General features: G+C 63.6%; 26 protein-coding genes. 18 read left to right on the forward strand and 8 right to left on the reverse strand.

What is annotated here, in order from left to right; genetic code table 11:
- Nucleotides 1–8: 8 nt before the first annotated feature.
- The 8 genes from IE00_RS05635 to IE00_RS05670 form a co-directional block, all read right to left on the reverse strand.
- A complete protein-coding gene (locus IE00_RS05635; protein WP_072296114.1) occupies nucleotides 9–389 on the reverse strand; it encodes a hypothetical protein in 381 nt (126 codons plus the stop codon).
- A gap of 9 nt (nucleotides 390–398) precedes the next feature.
- The gene (locus tag IE00_RS05640; RefSeq protein ID WP_072296115.1) at nucleotides 399–704 is read right to left on the reverse strand and encodes a hypothetical protein; all 306 of its coding nucleotides are present in this window, start codon (nucleotides 702–704) and stop codon (nucleotides 399–401) included.
- On the reverse strand, nucleotides 704–1,186 hold the full coding sequence (locus tag IE00_RS05645; protein ID WP_139291339.1) for a hypothetical protein: 483 nt from the start codon (nucleotides 1,184–1,186) through the stop codon (nucleotides 704–706). Before IE00_RS05645 ends, IE00_RS05640 begins: the two co-directional genes overlap by 1 nt.
- Nucleotides 1,183–1,398, reverse strand: coding sequence for a hypothetical protein (locus IE00_RS05650; protein ID WP_072296117.1), 216 nt, complete (start codon nucleotides 1,396–1,398; stop codon nucleotides 1,183–1,185). The genes IE00_RS05645 and IE00_RS05650 overlap by 4 nt, the downstream gene beginning before the upstream one ends.
- Nucleotides 1,395–1,592 carry a hypothetical protein gene (locus IE00_RS05655; protein ID WP_072296118.1) on the reverse strand — a complete coding sequence of 66 codons (198 nt, stop codon included), beginning with the start codon at nucleotides 1,590–1,592 and terminating at the stop codon, nucleotides 1,395–1,397. Before IE00_RS05655 ends, IE00_RS05650 begins: the two co-directional genes overlap by 4 nt.
- On the reverse strand, nucleotides 1,592–1,888 hold the full coding sequence (locus IE00_RS05660) for a hypothetical protein (RefSeq protein WP_072296119.1): 297 nt from the start codon (nucleotides 1,886–1,888) through the stop codon (nucleotides 1,592–1,594). Before IE00_RS05660 ends, IE00_RS05655 begins: the two co-directional genes overlap by 1 nt.
- Before the next feature lie 173 nt (nucleotides 1,889–2,061).
- Entirely contained in the window at nucleotides 2,062–2,427 is a 366-nt protein-coding gene (locus IE00_RS05665) for a hypothetical protein (protein WP_072296120.1), read from the reverse strand.
- 132 nt (nucleotides 2,428–2,559) lie between these two features.
- Nucleotides 2,560–2,874, reverse strand: a complete 315-nt coding sequence (locus IE00_RS05670; protein ID WP_139291355.1) for a helix-turn-helix transcriptional regulator — start codon at nucleotides 2,872–2,874, stop codon at nucleotides 2,560–2,562.
- A gap of 86 nt (nucleotides 2,875–2,960) precedes the next feature.
- Between IE00_RS05670 and IE00_RS05675 the strand changes: the two genes are divergently transcribed.
- The 18 genes from IE00_RS05675 (at nucleotide 2,961) to IE00_RS05755 (ending at nucleotide 15,353) form a co-directional block, all read left to right on the forward strand.
- Complete coding sequence (locus tag IE00_RS05675; RefSeq protein WP_240493801.1) at nucleotides 2,961–3,167, forward strand: hypothetical protein; 207 nt, start codon at nucleotides 2,961–2,963, stop codon at nucleotides 3,165–3,167.
- Nucleotides 3,168–3,235: 68 nt separating this feature from the next.
- Complete coding sequence (locus tag IE00_RS05680) at nucleotides 3,236–3,484, forward strand: hypothetical protein (protein ID WP_072296122.1); 249 nt, start codon at nucleotides 3,236–3,238, stop codon at nucleotides 3,482–3,484.
- Nucleotides 3,484–3,633 carry a hypothetical protein gene (locus tag IE00_RS20065; RefSeq protein ID WP_170864089.1) on the forward strand — a complete coding sequence of 50 codons (150 nt, stop codon included), beginning with the start codon at nucleotides 3,484–3,486 and terminating at the stop codon, nucleotides 3,631–3,633. Before IE00_RS05680 ends, IE00_RS20065 begins: the two co-directional genes overlap by 1 nt.
- A complete protein-coding gene (locus IE00_RS05685; protein WP_139291340.1) occupies nucleotides 3,611–3,850 on the forward strand; it encodes a hypothetical protein in 240 nt (79 codons plus the stop codon). The genes IE00_RS20065 and IE00_RS05685 overlap by 23 nt, the downstream gene beginning before the upstream one ends.
- Before the next feature lie 257 nt (nucleotides 3,851–4,107).
- Complete coding sequence (locus IE00_RS05690; protein ID WP_072296124.1) at nucleotides 4,108–4,494, forward strand: hypothetical protein; 387 nt, start codon at nucleotides 4,108–4,110, stop codon at nucleotides 4,492–4,494.
- Complete coding sequence (locus tag IE00_RS05695; protein WP_072296125.1) at nucleotides 4,491–5,336, forward strand: helix-turn-helix domain-containing protein; 846 nt, start codon at nucleotides 4,491–4,493, stop codon at nucleotides 5,334–5,336. The genes IE00_RS05690 and IE00_RS05695 overlap by 4 nt, the downstream gene beginning before the upstream one ends.
- Nucleotides 5,326–5,847: a hypothetical protein gene (locus IE00_RS05700; RefSeq protein WP_072296126.1), complete on the forward strand. Its 522-nt coding sequence runs from the start codon at nucleotides 5,326–5,328 to the stop codon at nucleotides 5,845–5,847. The genes IE00_RS05695 and IE00_RS05700 overlap by 11 nt, the downstream gene beginning before the upstream one ends.
- Before the next feature lie 3 nt (nucleotides 5,848–5,850).
- Nucleotides 5,851–6,339: an NUMOD1 domain-containing DNA-binding protein gene (locus tag IE00_RS05705; RefSeq protein ID WP_072296127.1), complete on the forward strand. Its 489-nt coding sequence runs from the start codon at nucleotides 5,851–5,853 to the stop codon at nucleotides 6,337–6,339.
- Nucleotides 6,336–6,755 (forward strand): hypothetical protein, encoded by a 420-nt coding sequence (locus IE00_RS05710; protein ID WP_072296128.1) that lies wholly within the window; start codon nucleotides 6,336–6,338, stop codon nucleotides 6,753–6,755. Before IE00_RS05705 ends, IE00_RS05710 begins: the two co-directional genes overlap by 4 nt.
- Nucleotides 6,742–7,299: a terminase small subunit gene (locus IE00_RS05715; RefSeq protein WP_083554095.1), complete on the forward strand. Its 558-nt coding sequence runs from the start codon at nucleotides 6,742–6,744 to the stop codon at nucleotides 7,297–7,299. The genes IE00_RS05710 and IE00_RS05715 overlap by 14 nt, the downstream gene beginning before the upstream one ends.
- Nucleotides 7,300–7,325: 26 nt before the next feature.
- Nucleotides 7,326–7,658 carry a hypothetical protein gene (locus IE00_RS05720; protein ID WP_205949650.1) on the forward strand — a complete coding sequence of 111 codons (333 nt, stop codon included), beginning with the start codon at nucleotides 7,326–7,328 and terminating at the stop codon, nucleotides 7,656–7,658.
- A complete protein-coding gene (locus IE00_RS05725) occupies nucleotides 7,655–7,972 on the forward strand; it encodes a hypothetical protein (protein ID WP_072296130.1) in 318 nt (105 codons plus the stop codon). The genes IE00_RS05720 and IE00_RS05725 overlap by 4 nt, the downstream gene beginning before the upstream one ends.
- Nucleotides 7,969–9,294 (forward strand): phage terminase large subunit, encoded by a 1,326-nt coding sequence (locus IE00_RS05730; protein WP_072296131.1) that lies wholly within the window; start codon nucleotides 7,969–7,971, stop codon nucleotides 9,292–9,294. The genes IE00_RS05725 and IE00_RS05730 overlap by 4 nt, the downstream gene beginning before the upstream one ends.
- 68 nt (nucleotides 9,295–9,362) lie before the next feature.
- Nucleotides 9,363–9,605: a hypothetical protein gene (locus IE00_RS05735; RefSeq protein WP_072296132.1), complete on the forward strand. Its 243-nt coding sequence runs from the start codon at nucleotides 9,363–9,365 to the stop codon at nucleotides 9,603–9,605.
- A complete protein-coding gene (locus IE00_RS05740; protein WP_139291341.1) occupies nucleotides 9,602–11,323 on the forward strand; it encodes a hypothetical protein in 1,722 nt (573 codons plus the stop codon). The genes IE00_RS05735 and IE00_RS05740 overlap by 4 nt, the downstream gene beginning before the upstream one ends.
- A 3-nt stretch (nucleotides 11,324–11,326) precedes the next feature.
- Complete coding sequence (locus IE00_RS05745) at nucleotides 11,327–12,832, forward strand: hypothetical protein (RefSeq protein ID WP_072296134.1); 1,506 nt, start codon at nucleotides 11,327–11,329, stop codon at nucleotides 12,830–12,832.
- The gene (locus IE00_RS05750; RefSeq protein ID WP_072296135.1) at nucleotides 12,832–13,092 is read left to right on the forward strand and encodes a hypothetical protein; all 261 of its coding nucleotides are present in this window, start codon (nucleotides 12,832–12,834) and stop codon (nucleotides 13,090–13,092) included. The genes IE00_RS05745 and IE00_RS05750 overlap by 1 nt, the downstream gene beginning before the upstream one ends.
- Nucleotides 13,092–15,353 (forward strand): hypothetical protein, encoded by a 2,262-nt coding sequence (locus IE00_RS05755; RefSeq protein WP_072296136.1) that lies wholly within the window; start codon nucleotides 13,092–13,094, stop codon nucleotides 15,351–15,353. Before IE00_RS05750 ends, IE00_RS05755 begins: the two co-directional genes overlap by 1 nt.
- Nucleotides 15,354–15,399: the final 46 nt, after the last annotated feature.

The following is a 15,399-nucleotide window of genomic DNA, read 5'->3' on the forward strand; positions in this document are numbered from 1 at the left end:
GTTTCCTTTCAGGGTCTGATTGCGGCCATGCGGCCAAGGTCGAGGGCGACGTGTGTGGCCGCCATGTCGGGGATCGTTTCTCGGGTGCCGGTGAGGGCGTCGTAATCCGCGGCGCTGATCGCGCGGCAGTAGGGCCAGACGGTGACCGGGTTGCAGGGCTGGGCGTTGCAGATCGCCCGCAATTCCTCGGGGGCCGTCAGTTCGCCCGTCTCGGGGTCGATGTCCTGCTCGATCCAGATCTCGACCGGAACGAACGGACCGCCGCGAACCATCCGGCGCTTGTAGAAGCCGGGTTGCGGCTCGTCCTCGAAGCGGGCGACACGCTCCCCGGCGACGGTGCGGCGCCAGAAGTCCAGCGCAACGGCCTCGGGTGTGGGCTGGCGGATCATCTTCGCCTCCTACTCAGCGGCTAGTTTCATTGCGGGGTTGTCTTCCAGGCGGATCACGGTCGGCCAGTCCAGCCCCCGGGCGATGCAGACTTCCTGCAGCTCGCGCTCGAAGCTGTCGGTATCGTCCACGGTGCTGACGGGCAGGCCGCCTGCGATGGTGATCTTCCAGACACCAACGGGATCGCCGGCGTCGGTGGCAAAGGTGAATTCGTCATATGCCGCGTCACGGTCAGCGGTCGGGTCGGACGAGCCGAGGCCAAGGGTGCCGAAGTCGCGGATGACGATGTAGAGAACGGCGGGAAGGGGGTTGCGCATCATTCGCCCTCCGGGATGCTGTCGCGTGCGGACAGGACGGCGGCGGTCGCGGCGTGGGTGTCGCGGATGGTTGCCCGGATGCGCGGCAATGCCTTAGCGGCGCGGCGTTCGCACCAAGGCAGATCGTCTCCATCTTCGCGTTCGACATCCCCGATGTCTGCCAGCGCCGCCTCTGCAAACCGCAGATCCGCCTTCAGCCGTTCCACCTCGAGCGCCAAGTCGTGCGCGCGGGCGGCGTCCTCTGCCAGTGCGGTGTTGACGGGGAAAGCCTCACGGTATGCCTGGGCGTCCCATCCCTTCCCGCCGCAATATTCACATGCCCAAGTCGAATATGAAATGTCGCCACAATCTGCGTCATTGCGTTCACCTGTTCCCCCACAGGCTTTGCAGGCGCATTTCGCCATCACGCGCATAGCTTCCTTGTGGTCGTAATTCACTGGGCTACCAAGTGCCTCCAGGCCTGTGATCTGTTCCGGCGTCATCGTGCGGCCTCCAGCTCGGCCAGCGTCACCGCGTGCAGGGCTTCGACCTCTGCCACGCAGGCGCTGACAAGGCGAAGGTATGCTTCGAGGGTCTGCTGAAAATCACCGCCATCTCTGGCAAGTTCGAACTGGGACTTGATGTTCTGCTCCCGCCGCTTGAGTTCACGGATCAGGCTGTCGGCGTTCGGCTCGTACAGGTCTTTGATGATCATCGTGCGGCCTCCTTCATGCGGGCGGGGGCGTCATGGCTGACAACGAAGCGCGGAAATCTCAGCTCGGCGCGGCCTTCCAGTTCATCGATGGTGTTTGCGACCAGGTTGGGCACATCCGACGCGTGCAAGCCGTTCGCGATCGCGTCCTCGATGACCTCGCACATGGCGGTCAGGGTGGCGTTGTAGCGGTCCATCAGCGGGCCTCCGCAGCTGCGACACATTCGCTGGTGAAGCCGGCGCAAGCTGCGGGGCGGGGGCTTTCCATCGCGTCGGCCAGAAGCGGCATCGCGAGGAACAGGCCGAGCGCCACCGCGCCGAGGATCAGCAGGCCCCAGGCGAAGCTGCCAAGGATCGTGCCGGTCACCATCATCCGCGGCCCGTTGCGCTGCTCGTCCATCGTGCCGCGCTCGGCTTCGTACTGGTCCTGCCAGTCAGGGGCGCCGTGGCTGCGGTCGCCGGTCGGTTCGTAGCTGGGGGGATTGTGGGTCATTCCATCCTCCGGTGTTCGGGGTATGGGATGACGTTACAAGGGACAAATATCCCCGTCAACAATAAAAGGGATAAATATCCCGAAAAAGTCTGGAAACGGCGATTCGGGCGGGATACGCGCGCATGAAAAAACCCGCCTGGGGCGGGTCAGGTCACTCTAAAATTGTGGGACTGTCAGGCTCCCTCGAACCCTTGTCTGCAGATTGAGCATATGCGAATGCCGAGCAATAGTCCGGCAATTCCAGACACTGCGCCGAGCTGTCCGCGCCATGTCATCCAGCCATCATCGCTATGGTAGCCAGATCCGCCGAGCCACCAGAAGAATGCATATCCAGCCGCGCTACCTGCAAACCCAAAAAAGATGAGAATGGCGGGGGCGTTTGCCTTGTCTGTCCATGAAACGCCGCGCGCCATGACGCCAGCCGACATGCAGAAGCCGACATAGCTGCCGCCTTTCATGAATGCTCGGGCGGTCAGGATCGTGCAAATGGCCAGTACTGCGTGGGCGAGCGTCACGGCGGCTAGAATGGCTGCGTCCATAAACTTCCCCTGTCAACTGTATAAAGGTCAGGTTGGAATGCGTTCTGTGTTCTTGTTACGTTCTATTTTTAGCGTGAGAGGTTGAGATGACTATTGCAGATCTACGGCGCGAACTGGAAGAAATTGCAGCTCTCAAGGATGGTCCCGATCGGCGCGACCGCGTGCTGCGTCTCGCAGGATCTGACGTTCTTCCTCTGATAGCGCGTTGTAGGTCTGAACTATCTCGGCTCGGTCTTCGGCCAGATCATCGGCCAGAAACTCGTTCAGGGTAAGGCCGAAGAACGCTGCGACCCGCAAAGCATCCTCGACGTTGGTTGATCCTGACTTGCCCTGGCGGACTTTCTTGAGCTGCTCGTAGGAAACGCCAGCTTTGTCGGCCACCTCTTTCAAGGATGCCTTGCCCGGTCCGGTGCGCTCGTTGAGCGCCTCTCTGAATGTTCTCGACATGCTCACGGCATAGCCCGCCGAACTTCGTCAGCAAAGGCGACGATTATCCCTTGACATGCAGGGGATAAATATCCCTTTATGGCGCTATGAGCACGATCAAACTTATCAGCGAAGTCGAGGCGCACGCAAAGAAATGCGGGCTTTCCCCGGCCACGATCATCAGCCGGGCGGTGTCGAACGGGCGCCTCTATGGCCGATTGAAGAATGGTCACGGGTGCCACCTCGATACGGCAGAGAAGATCCGGGCCTACATGGCCACGCATCCGCCGAAGAAAAAAGAAGGGGCGGCCTGATGTCAGTCGCCCCCTCGCTCGCAGTCCAATGTTCTCGCTTGCCATGCGATCAACATGGGACATCAGCGATGAAAAATCTTGCCGAAAACGTGAACCCCGGAGCTGCGCGCCGATGGTTCTCCAACCTGCTTTGGCGGGCCTTCCCGTCGAACTCAGAAAACGAACTCGCGCAGCGCGCGGCCACCGTCCTCGATGTGTCGCCGCGCCAAGTCAAGAATTGGCTCCGCGAAGATAACGACGCCTCACTCCGCTACGTCATGGCCGTGATGGCCCTGGCCGGCGCCGAGGTCATCTTCGCCAAGATCGAGGGACGCTGATGAAGGTCATCGTTTGGTATCTGCTTGGGCGGCTCAACGAGGCGCGCGCCGTGCGCGCCTTGGCCCTGCATCACCGCTTCACGAAAGAGGCGGAAAAATTTTTCTCAAGGATCAGGGAGGCTCGCCATGAACATGAAGACGAAAAGTGAGGCCGCGCGGGACAACCGCGATCTGGCCATCGTGAGGGCGCGCGCGGAAGGCGTGGCGTCGGGCGATATCGCCGAGCGCCTCGGGCTGCATGAGGCCTATGTCCGCACGATGTCGAACCGCATCCGGCAGGCCGATCTGGACGAGAGCGGCGAGGACCGGAAAGCGGTCTTTGCCTGCTACTGGTCCGGCAAGCCCGGCGCGCGCCAGGCGGCGTGAGACATGCAGCGCCCCGCGCCAACATCTGCCGCAAGTACATCAAAGCCGGGGTCCATCGCTGGTCCATGTTCGGCGTCAACGGATGGTGGGTGTGCCGCGAGCACCTCGCCGATGCCGAAGACTGGCACTTCGCTCACGGCGGCAAGGGCAGACGCATATCGGAAAGCAAAGCAGGGGCCGGACAGGCGGATGCAACAGGGGATCGCAAGAGCCCTGACCCATCTGGCCTTGGGCCTCTATTCGGAAAGGGGTGAGGGATGACCACCCGCAGGAAGATCGCGCGGCTGGTGCTGCCGTGGCCAAAGCTCTCGGAGCTGTCCGCGAACAGCCGCCTGCACTGGCGCGCGAAGCACCGCAAGACCAAGGCACAGAAGAACATGGCGGCATGGCTGGCCATCGAGGTCGGGCTGCAGCGCGTCAAGATCGAGGACGAGGCGCAGATCTTCGTCACCTATACCGCGTGCCCGCCGTCGCGCGTCAGCCGCTTCGATGACGACAACCTGGGCACCGCCTTGAAGGGCGCGCGGGATGCCATTGCCGAGGTGCTGGGCGTCGATGACAGCCGGTTCCAGGTGCAGCCGATCGAGCGTGGCGAGCGGTCCAAGGACGGCGGCGTGATCGTTGAGATCGAGGTAGCGGCATGAGCATCGCGCACATGGAAGCCGTCTTCCAGAGCGATCTCGGCCCGACGCCGCGGCTGGTCATGCTGGCGCTGGCGGATCACGCTGACGGCCGCGGCCAATGCTATCCGTCCGTCGAAAGGATCTGCGCCCGGACCGGATTGAGCGATCGGGCGGTGCAGAAGAACATCAAATCGCTGATCGATGCGGGCTGGTTGACGATCCAGAAAGGCGGCGGACGGGGCAGGGCAAATGCCTATCTGGTCAACGCAAACCCCGAACCTCGTTCGCCTTTTCAGGAAATAAACCCCGAACCAGAAACACCGTTTCTGATGCAAAACCCCGAACGTGGTTCGCTAAACCCCGAACCTCGTTCGCTAAACCCCGAACCAGGTTCCCCCCAACCGTCAGGAACCACCATAGAACCAGAGGACGGGGCGGAGGACGCGCGCGAGGCATCGCTGCCATCTGGCGCCAGTCTGGTCTCCCGCCTGACCCACGCCCTGGGCTTCGATCATCACGGCATCGTCCCGAAATATTGGGCAACAGCCGACGCGCCGATGATCGTCAGCCGGTGGATCTCCGATCTCGGCCTCACGCCCGAGGAAGTCATCCACGTCGCCAGGTCCAATTCGGTGGCTCATGGCTCGCCGGCCAACGGCCCGAAGACCCTCACCCGACACATGCAGGATTTTGCCGCTGCCAAGGCGGCCCCGAAACTTACGCCCACGGAAGGAATGCCCCATGCACAACCCGCCCGCTTCCCGTCTGGCCGCCAGCACACCGGCACAGGTCAACAGCTCTCTGGCCTCGCTGGCGCAGCAATGCGAAGTATCGCTTCACGTCAGCAAGGACATGGCAGCTGAATACGACCGCAACGGCGCATTCCTGGGCTACAAGCCGACAGGCAAGCCGCTGGCCATCGTCAAGGGAAACCCCGACAACATCGAGACGCTGCTGCGCCGCCTAGAAGGGGCATTCGCACCGGCCGGGGATGATCAGATCGACGCATGGCTCGCCGAGCTGGGTTTCATCGCCCCGTCCCGCAAAGGGTCCGACCTCGATGCGGACCTGCAGCTCGCGGCGTATCGCAGGCGGTTGCAGGACTATCCCGCCGATGTCGTCCGCGAGGCGCTTCTGGTTCGGGCTTGGCGCTTCTTCCCCAGCTGGGCCGAGCTCAAGGAAGTCTGCGACGAGCTGGTGCAGCATCGCGCCGCCGTCCGTGACGCACTGGTGGCCGCAAAGGATGCGACGGCCCGGGCGTCCAACGCGATCGAAAAGCAACCGCATGAGGGTATGACCCGCGACAAGCACCGCCGCGTTGCGACCGAGCTGTCTGCCCTGTTCCCGCAATTCTTTGAGCGCAGAGAGGGCTGACCCATGCCTAAGCACGTCCCCGTCACCGGACCCGATGGAACGCATTACCCGACGCTCAAGGCCGCGGCCGTCGCGCTCGGCGTGAACGTCTGCACGATCCGGTACCACCTCGGCAAATACGGCAACCTGAACCTGATCAACACCTGGTCGGTGCCGGTGTTCTACCGCGGCAAGGCCTATGCCAGCATCAAGGATTGCGCCGATGCCCATGGCTTTGCCCGCCATACGCTGAGCTATCACCTGCAGGCGCATGGCAACCTCGACAAGCTCGGCGCCGGCAAGGGGCACGGCAATCCGGGCAATGCCGGCAACCGCAAGGCCACCCGGATCGGGCCCATGCAGTTCGATCGCCGCCGGGATGCCGCCGATGCCTTGGGCGTCAACATCGGCACGCTGCGCCGCTGGCTGGCCAAGGACGCAACGCCGCGTCAGCGCGCCGCCTTGGCCGAGGCCGCGATGATCGCGGGCCACAAGCGCGAGGTGCGGGCATGATCACCGTTCGAGGCACCCGCTTCCCTGACGAGCAGGCCGTGGCCGATCACTTCGGCATCCAGCGCGAAAGCGTGCGGACCTACATCGCCCGCCACGGCCACGCCGATGGTGTCGGCGCCAAACAGCGCTACCCCCGCGAAAGCGTCGATGCCGCAGAGGCGTGGATCATCGAGACGGCAGAGGCCACGTTCGCCGACGCCGCCGCGCGGTTCGGGATCAGCGTCTACGCCATCCGGTCCCGGATCTTCCACCACTACGGCACGCTCGCCGATGCCCGCCGTGGTGGCCGCCGGCGCTTCCTGGTGCCGGTTCGTCGCTGCCTGTGCTGCAGCGAGAGCTTTGCCAGCCGGGACGACAAGCGGATCTGCCCGAAATGCACCAAGCGAAACGCGGGGGTTCACGATGGCGGCGCGTGATGGAGGAAAAAAGGAGGTTAAGGCCGTGGTCAAGAAAGCGACGAAAAAACCTACCGCCAATGGTCGGAACGTCAAAGGACAGTTCGCGCCCGGCAACGACCTATGGACGGCCCGCAGCAGCGCCGGGCCCAAGCCCAAGTTTGCGACAGCCGATGATTTGTGGGCGGCGTGCTGCGAGTATTTCTCTTGGATGTCCGATCGACCGCTGATCGAAGTGAAGCCCTTCGCATACGAGGGCAAGATCACGATGGCCGACTTGCCGCACATGCGGGCCATGACGCTGGCCTCGCTCTGTGTGTTTCTCGATGTGGACTATTCGACTTGGGACGCGTGGCGCAGCAGCCGCCCCGATTTGTCCGAGGTCATTACACGAGTGGAGCGGATCATCTTCGCGCAGAAGTTCGAGGGTGCTGCCGCTGGCCTGCTGAACTCGAACATCATCTCTCGCGAGCTTGGCCTGGCTGACAAGAAGGACATTGCCGGGGTGCTGACCATTGAGCGCGTCGATGTCAATTTCGTCGGGGATGATGGGGGTGAGGCATGACTGTTAAGCGGATCGGAAAACTGCGGGTGAGGACCCGCAAGAGCAAGATGGTGGCAAAGGGAAGCCACGGGCCTCTTATTCGAATTGGCGGACTGAGCCTGTTATCCGAAACCAACAGCGATAATCTTTGGAACATCGCAAGCTACCACCACCCCGATAGCATCACATGGCGCTGGATCCTGTCTTTCAGCAAGGGGCGCAGGTTTCGCGGCGATGATGGAAAATGGCCAAGGGGCTGGTTCGTTGCTCGGTATTACCGCCGGACCCCTGACGGGTTCTTGTCCGAAGTTTGCGTTCTTTTCGGATCGATTAGCTTCACCCTGCATCGGCAGAAAGACATGAAGCGGGGTGAGGCATGACACGCAAGGGCATCATCTCCCCCGAGGCGGCGCTGGCATGCTGCGAGGGCAAGGCGCGGTTCCGCACCGAAGACGAGGCCACCAGCCTGACCGGGTGCCGCCGGTCCACTGTGGTGAGCGCGTATCGCTGCCCGGTCTGCAATGGCTGGCACCTGACAGGGCCGGGACATGAGCGCGCGGAACGTCGCCGGGATGCACTGCGCATGTCGCGGCGCAAGCTGGCGCAGGCCGACCTGAAACTGACCCGTGCCGCGGCTGCGATCATGGAAAGCGGCGGGGATTGGGAAGACCTGCGGACCTGGGGGCGCGGGTGATCCTGAACGTCCAACCGCCCAAGGTCTTCGCGCCGCTCTGGAAGTCGAAGGCGCGCTATCTCGGGGCACATGGCGGCCGCGGCTCGGGCAAGTCCTGGGACGCGGCTGACAACGTGAACGTGAAGCACATCACGCAGCCCGGCCGCTTCACGATCTGCATCCGGACGGTTCAGAAATCGCTGGATCAATCGGTCTATAAGTTGATCGTGGAGAGCCAGCAGCGCCTCGGGATTTCGTCGCTGTTCCGGCCCGTACCGTCCGACAACCTGATCCACGCCCCCGGCGGCGGTCTGATCTTGTTCAAGGGCATGAACGAGTTCAACGCCGACAACATCAAGTCGCTGGAAGGCTTCGATGAAGCGTGGTGGGAAGAAGCCAACACGGCCAGCCAGGGGGCGCTGGACCTGCTGCGGCCCACCCTGCGCAAGCCGGGGTCGCAGTTGCGTTTCACCTGGAACCCTAACCTGCGTTCCGATCCCGTCGATGTAATGCTGCGGCAGAACCCCGCTTTTGCGGACAGCCGGTGCGTGGTCGAAGCCAATTACCGCGACAACCCGTATCGCAGCGCCGAGCTGGAGGAGGAGAGGCTGCTCGACCTGGCGGGTGATTACGAGCGCTATCAGCACATCTGGGAAGGGGCCTATCAGGCCGAGAGCGACAGCCAGTTCATCGGCGGCGGTATCGTCCGGGCCGCGATGGCGCGCGAGGTGCCCACGCATATCAGCGACGAGCTGGTGCTGGGCGTCGACGTGGCCCGCTTCGGGGATGACCGCACGGTGATCCGGATGCGCCGGGGCAGGGATGCGCGCCGCATGCCGCCGATCGTCCTGCAGGGCGCCGACACGATGGCCGTGGCCGCGCGGGTAATGGCCGAGATGGATCAGCACAAGCCGGATGGGGTGTTTATCGATGAAGGCGGCGTTGGTGGCGGTGTGGTCGATCGCTGCCGCCAGATGGGCTATGCCGTGATCGGCGTGAACTTCGGGGGCAAGGCTGACCGGCACATCGATGGCGTGCCCAAGTGCGCCAACAAGCGCGCGCAGATGTGGGCCACGATGCGGGAATGGATCAAGTCCGGGGGATCGCTGCCCGACAGTCGCGCGCTGGAGATGGATCTGACCGGGCCGCTCTATAGCTTCGACAGCCACAACGCGATTGTGCTGGAGAAGAAGTCCGACATGAAGAAGCGCGGGGTTGCCAGCCCCGACGAAGGTGATGCCTTGGCCCTGACCTTCGCCTATCCCGTGGTCGCGCGGTCAGTCACCATGCAGGAGCAGGCCCGCACCGACGCGGAATATGATCCCGTGTGGGGCAACCGCTAGCCCGGTCCTAATATCGGGACGGCGCCTTCCTATCCTCACGCTGAACACGATCAGCAGGAGGGCCCGCCATGGCCGCATATACCGTTGCCGACGCGACCCGCACGGCCCAGCAGCTGCCCGCCCGAGGTGCTGGCGTTTGGGTCCAGCCCCTTGGAGGGTCCATCCGCATCGCCTCGACCCAGGCCGAGCTGGCACTGGTCGGCACGATCGCCTCGGGCGTCCCGTACGAGCTGCCAGCCGCCGGGACGTTCTGGTACCGCGCCGAGGGCGGAGCCAAGGTCAAGGTTCGCATGTGGGACAAGCCTGCATGATGCGCTTCGGCTGGCGAACCTTTGGCAGCGTGTGGGGCGGCCTGATGGGCAGCGTTGCCCCACCTCCGACGCCCGCGACGATCGCCGAGATGTACGGTATCGGACCGGGACAAGTCCCGCTGCGCGCCAAGGTTTCGACGGCCGTCATGTCGGGCGAGAATATCGTCCGCGTTCCGAACGCCGGCGGGGCTGGTTCTGCCTTCGACATGATCGCGGGCACCTCGGCCATCACGATCACGGATGGCGCGGCCGACCTGATGCCGGACGAGTATTTCCGCTTCGGCACGTCTGCCGCCACGCCGCCCGATCTGATGGACACGACCGTGTTCATGCGGGCCAAGCTTCGGTCCGTTGCGGTCGATCAGTATTTCTTCGGCCAGGGTTCACCCCAGACCGACATCTACCTCAAGGCCGGCGGCGCGCAGATGGTGTTCAACCGCCGTTCCGAGGTCACGAACCAGTTTGAGACGGTGACTATCCCGTTGTCGCCTGCGGTTGAAGCGGTCGAGCGGTCCTACGAGATCAGCGTCGATCCTGCAGGGCCTATCACGGTGGTTGTCGAGGGCCAGCTGCGCGGCACCGGCACGCACCCCGGCTGGCCTTCGCTGCGGGTCTGGAACTTCGCCAGCGGTCGGAACCCGGTCAACGCGAACGGCCTGAACGCGCTGGTCAAGGACGTGCTGTCGTTGCGCCGCGGCGGGAACCACGACGCCAACCGGGCCGTGATCCGGGCGGAATGGGCGGCACTGTATACCGCTGCGCCCGTGGCGCCCGAGATCTCGATCACGTCCGGCGGCGGGTATGCGGGGTCAACCTACACGTCAACGGTTGCTGGTCAGTGGACCGCGAACGATGTGGATATTCTGGGCGAGACGGGCGCATCGTGGACGATGACGCGCGAATACGAGGGCGCGGTCATCAGGTGCGGCGGCAGCAATGCGATCCGCATGTGGATGCCGACCGATCTGGACGCGGGCTTGAAGGTCGTTTGGGCCGACCCTAAGCGCCAGCAGTCGGCAGGAACCGGGTTTGTCAGCCAGCTGGCGGACCAATTCGGCACCAATGACTTTGTCCAATCTTCGCCAAGCCTTCGACCTGTCGCGAACACAGAGGGCGGCGATCCGTTCATCTCGTTCAACAGCGGCACGTATCTGGAAAGCACGACCGCGATTGCCACGCCCTATATCGCGTTCGTGTCCCGGTACAAGACGGGCGTAGAGGCGGCGTTCGACACCTACCAGGTCCTGATCGGGGACACAGGAGGCCATCGCGTCCAGGGCGACGGCTTCAACGCGACGCAATGGAACAGCGGCCCCCTGCGCAAGAACGGCGGAGCATCGAGCCTCGTCGCGCTTCCGATGCCCAAGTCGTTGTTCATGGGCGTTCCCGCGCGCGCGGCCACGGTCGCCAAGATCTGGCTGGGTAGCACTGCGCCGCGATGGAATGGCGGGCTTTGGGAGTTCATTGCGCTATCTGCCATGCCGACCGAGGCCGACCGCCTCATTCTTGAGGGCTGCATGGCGCACCGTAACGGCATCGCGGCATCGCTGCCTTCCGGGCACCCCTACAAGCTGACGGGGCCGCAGGTCGCGGTCGCTGCGCCTGCAACCGAAGAATGGGCAATGGCTGCAGGTGACGGCAGCGTCACCATCGAAAGCTCACCATCAGATCCTGAACCTGCCGCCACTGCTGGCGATGGATCGATCACAACAGGATGAATTATGGGCTATTTGCTAGTTCCTGCGGAAAACGCTGACGATGATCTGACGGGCGCAAAGTTCGCCCCCAATGCGGGCCGAGGTAGCGTCATCTCCGGCCTTTACAATCAGACGGCCTATCGACTGTTCGCCACGCGGGAAGGCCCGCAGGTCACGCCCATCGGGCCGGACAACGGCAGCCCCTATCCGCGGGCGGCGCCGTGGGTCGATTTCGTGAAGCCGGACATTACCGCGCCCGCCGAAGTCACCATGCCGTCCGGGCAAAACGTGGTCTGGATCCCCCTAACGGCTGTCGGTCTGATTGAGGCGACAGTGCTTGTGCGCTGCATCCGTGCGTCCAACATTACAGGCGGGGTCAATGTCGGAAACAGCACGGCTCAGAAAGCGTTCCTGACGAACGATGTGTTCCGCTGGTCCCCCGGCGACGACCCCACCCATTACGTCCGCTTGCAGTTCCCAAACGCGGCGTATGCTGCGGGTCCCGGCTGCAAGATTTCGTTCGAGACGTTCGGCGGTCAAAAGCAGTTCATCGACGTGGTTGTCAACTTTGCCGATGGCGTATCCATGCCGCCCAGGCCGACGCAGAACCATCGCGCCGCGCGGGTGCTGGATCTGACATCCGCAACGCGGGCAAACGTGTTTGATCCCGCGACTGTCACATGGTCGGACAGCGGGTTCGATGCGAACGGAAACCCATGCTGGCGGTCGCGCCTATCGCACGGCTATTCGCAAGTCGGTAACGGAGAGACGGGCCTCTACATGAGCGAGGAGAAGTTCCCCGAGCATGCGCAGAACCCGATTTCGTACGACGCAACCGAGGATGCGATCCGCTTGCACACGGTAGCGTTCCCGATGGACGCGCGGCCAGAGTTCCAAAGCGTGCTGTATCGGCACCAAGCCGCGATGATCCAGGGCCAGACCATTGACGAAGTTTGCGGAAGTGACGGCGTGTGGCGTGCTGTCGTCAAGTCGTCTCGCCGTCGCTATGCGTGGCCAGCGTTCTGGATGGTGGGTCGCGGGTCGAACGGCGCGGCGGGAGGGCAGACCCAATGGCCGCCCGAGATCGACATCTTCGAGCATTTCAACCAGACCTTCGGATCGACAACGCCAATCACGGGCTTCCAGACAAGCGCATCGCAGCATTACGGCAATGCAGGGTCGAACGCACGGGAAGGATCCTATGGTCACTATCCCGATGTGGACTGGCTGTTTGGCACGACCGTGCCCATCCATGAAGGCTACCACAGCTATGCCTGCGCGGTGGTCTGGGATGGCGACGACGCATGGCTGACGCAGTTCTTCGATGACGTGGAAATATCCACGGTGAAGCTGCTGGCCCGACATCAGGACAACAAAACGCGCCTGCCTTACTACCCGATGATGAACGTCGCGGTTCGGGCGCCGGACGCATATACGCCGGAGCAGTACAACACCGACGATGGCCGGGGCTTCGACGGAGATATGTGCATCCGGGACATGGGGTACTATCCAGCGGGGTTTAGTTTCTGATGGCATCAACGCAATCCTTCACCGTGGGCGCCACCTGGACCCGCATCGCAGAGGCTGATGGGGGCGGTGATGGCCCTGTCGTGCGCGTGGATGGCGCGGGCGACTATGTGCTGGCCGTGACGGTTGGCAAGCGCGCCGTTCCTCCGGATCTTCCCTCGACTGTCGGGCATCGCTTCTCTGGCCGGATCGATTTCCCCCTGGCTGGTGAGCAAGTCCTCTGGGCTTCGGCCGCAACTCCAATTTCCATGCAGGTGAGCTGATGGCATCCGCGACCAAACTGACGACTGCCGCCGCCGGCTGGACCCCGATCGCCGAGGCGCGAGGGCGCATGGGCCTGATCGAGATCGATGCCTATGGCACGGTCCAAGTGGCGATCTCCGAGGGCAGGGCGCCCGATGGGTCGGTGACGGGCCATGCCGTGACGGGCCAGTTCCGGCGCGTCCTGCGCGGGAAAGAGCGGGTCTATGTCCGCGGGGCAGGGGTGCAGGTGATTTCCACGCTGCTGGCCGCAGATGATGAACTGGCGTTCTCGCTGGACAATGCTGGGATCGAGGCGCTGGCAAAGGCGACGGCGGCACAGATTGCGGCCAACGAGGCCAAGGCCGCGCTGCTGGCCCCCTATATTCCGTTCGCGTCCCGTGCGGCGGCCGAGGCTGCGAGTATCCCGCCCTGGTTCCAGCACATCCAGATCGGTTCGCTGCGCTACGTTCGGGATGCGGCCGGCACGGCGCTGACGACTGGTGACGGCGGCAAGTGGTCACCGGATGGGACGCCCGCCATGCTGGAGCATTTCGGAAATGTCGGGAACGGAGAGAACGACTTCGCAGCGATGCAGACCGCGATCAACTATGCCAAGTCGCGGGGCGCGGACCTGCGCGGAACCTTCGGCAAGACCTATCTATGCCAGGCCCCGCTTGACGCCGCCTTACCGCTTGGCGACACGACCAAGTGGTCGCTGGACCTGACCGGATGCGTGTTGAAGCAGGATTTCGCAGGCCGTGACCAGATCGGCCTGCGCTTTTCCGTCGATGGTGCGCGGGCTGGTGGTGTCGCCCGGCTGCGCGGGGCGCGGTTCGAGAACGGCCCGAACGCCGTGGCCAATCCGCCGATCATGCTGGACATATCCGGCGCAGCGAACGTGCATGGCGACGAGCTGCACTTCGCAGGAACGACCAACACCCAGATCCGCGCCGACAGCATGTACAACAACCGGCTCAGCCGGGTGACATGCTATTACGGCGGCATGTTCCTGCCCTACCGGGTGACGACTGGCGTCACGTTCAGCACGACAGCCGGGTCGCCCGCTGTCGGATCAAGCGCCAACCATTTCACTGCAGCTGACGTTGGCCGGAACCTGACGCTGACCCGCGCAGATGGCAGAAGCGAAATGATCAGGGTGGACGCATTCGTCAGCCCGACCGAGGTCACGGCCTCAAAGCCTCTGACGACGAACTACAGCGGCGCGACCGGCAACTGGGAACACGCCCGCATCACGATCGCAGGCACGGCCGCAACCATCGTTGGAGAGGATTGGCCGGCTAACATCGAAGGGCAGTCGATCTACGTTCTGGGCGCTGGCGCTGATGGAACTCTGGAGCGGCTGCAGATCGCCACGAGGAACAGCGGCGCAACGGTGACATTGGCCGCCGCGCCGACCAACAACGTGACGAACGCGCGGTTTGCCGTGCCCAGTGTCGATATCGGGTCAAGCGCGGAATATGCCGGGGCTAACACCTCGCTGACCGAGACGAACTATGTGACCATAGACGAACTGTTTATCGAGAACTGCCGGGGGGTTCCGCTTGTCGTGAACGATGCCGCGAACCTTTGGATCTCGAACGGCAAGATCCACGGAGAGGCCCAGCCCAACGGCAACACGGCTGCGACGTCGCATCACATTTGGGCTTGTCAGTGGCAGGGCGGATACGAGGGCACGCTGGAGGCTGACAACGTGTCGGGCGCGAAGGTGCTGAACATCGCGAACCCCGGCAAGCTGAAGTTCGACAACCATCTTCGGGCGCAGCTGGCGATCAACCAGAAACTGGTCGAGCATGTCAGCGCGGCCACCGGGGGCGTGGTCGAGATCGAAAGCGTCGAGGCGATCGGCAATGTGGGCGTGACGACGCAGATCCGCGATGAAGCGCTTGGCAGCCTGGGCCTGACCCGGATCGGCAGCGTGTCGCAAGCGGGCAGCGCGCCGATCTACCTTCCGACACGGCCCCACGGCCTGCTGACCCTGAACAGCGATGCGCAGGAGTTCATCAACTATGACTGGTCCGAACCCCCGGTCATCGTGGACACGACGACGCTGACGGCGCACCGGACGCGGGAACTGTCTGCGGTCGGTGCGCAGGTCGTGGGCGACGTGATCCGCATCACCCGCACGGGCGGCGGGGCGTTCAACCTGAACGTCCGGGACTTCACCAGCAGCACGACGCTCAAGGCGCTCGTGCAGAACACCTGGGGCGATTTCGCTTGGAACGGCACGGCCTGGGTGCTGATCGGATACGGGGCTTTGTAATCCGCAAAGCAACCGCGACCGCATTCTGCCGATGCCGGTCCTAATA

The sequence above is a fragment of the Paracoccus sp. SM22M-07 genome (genome assembly GCF_001887735.1).
Taxonomy (GTDB): domain Bacteria; phylum Pseudomonadota; class Alphaproteobacteria; order Rhodobacterales; family Rhodobacteraceae; genus Paracoccus.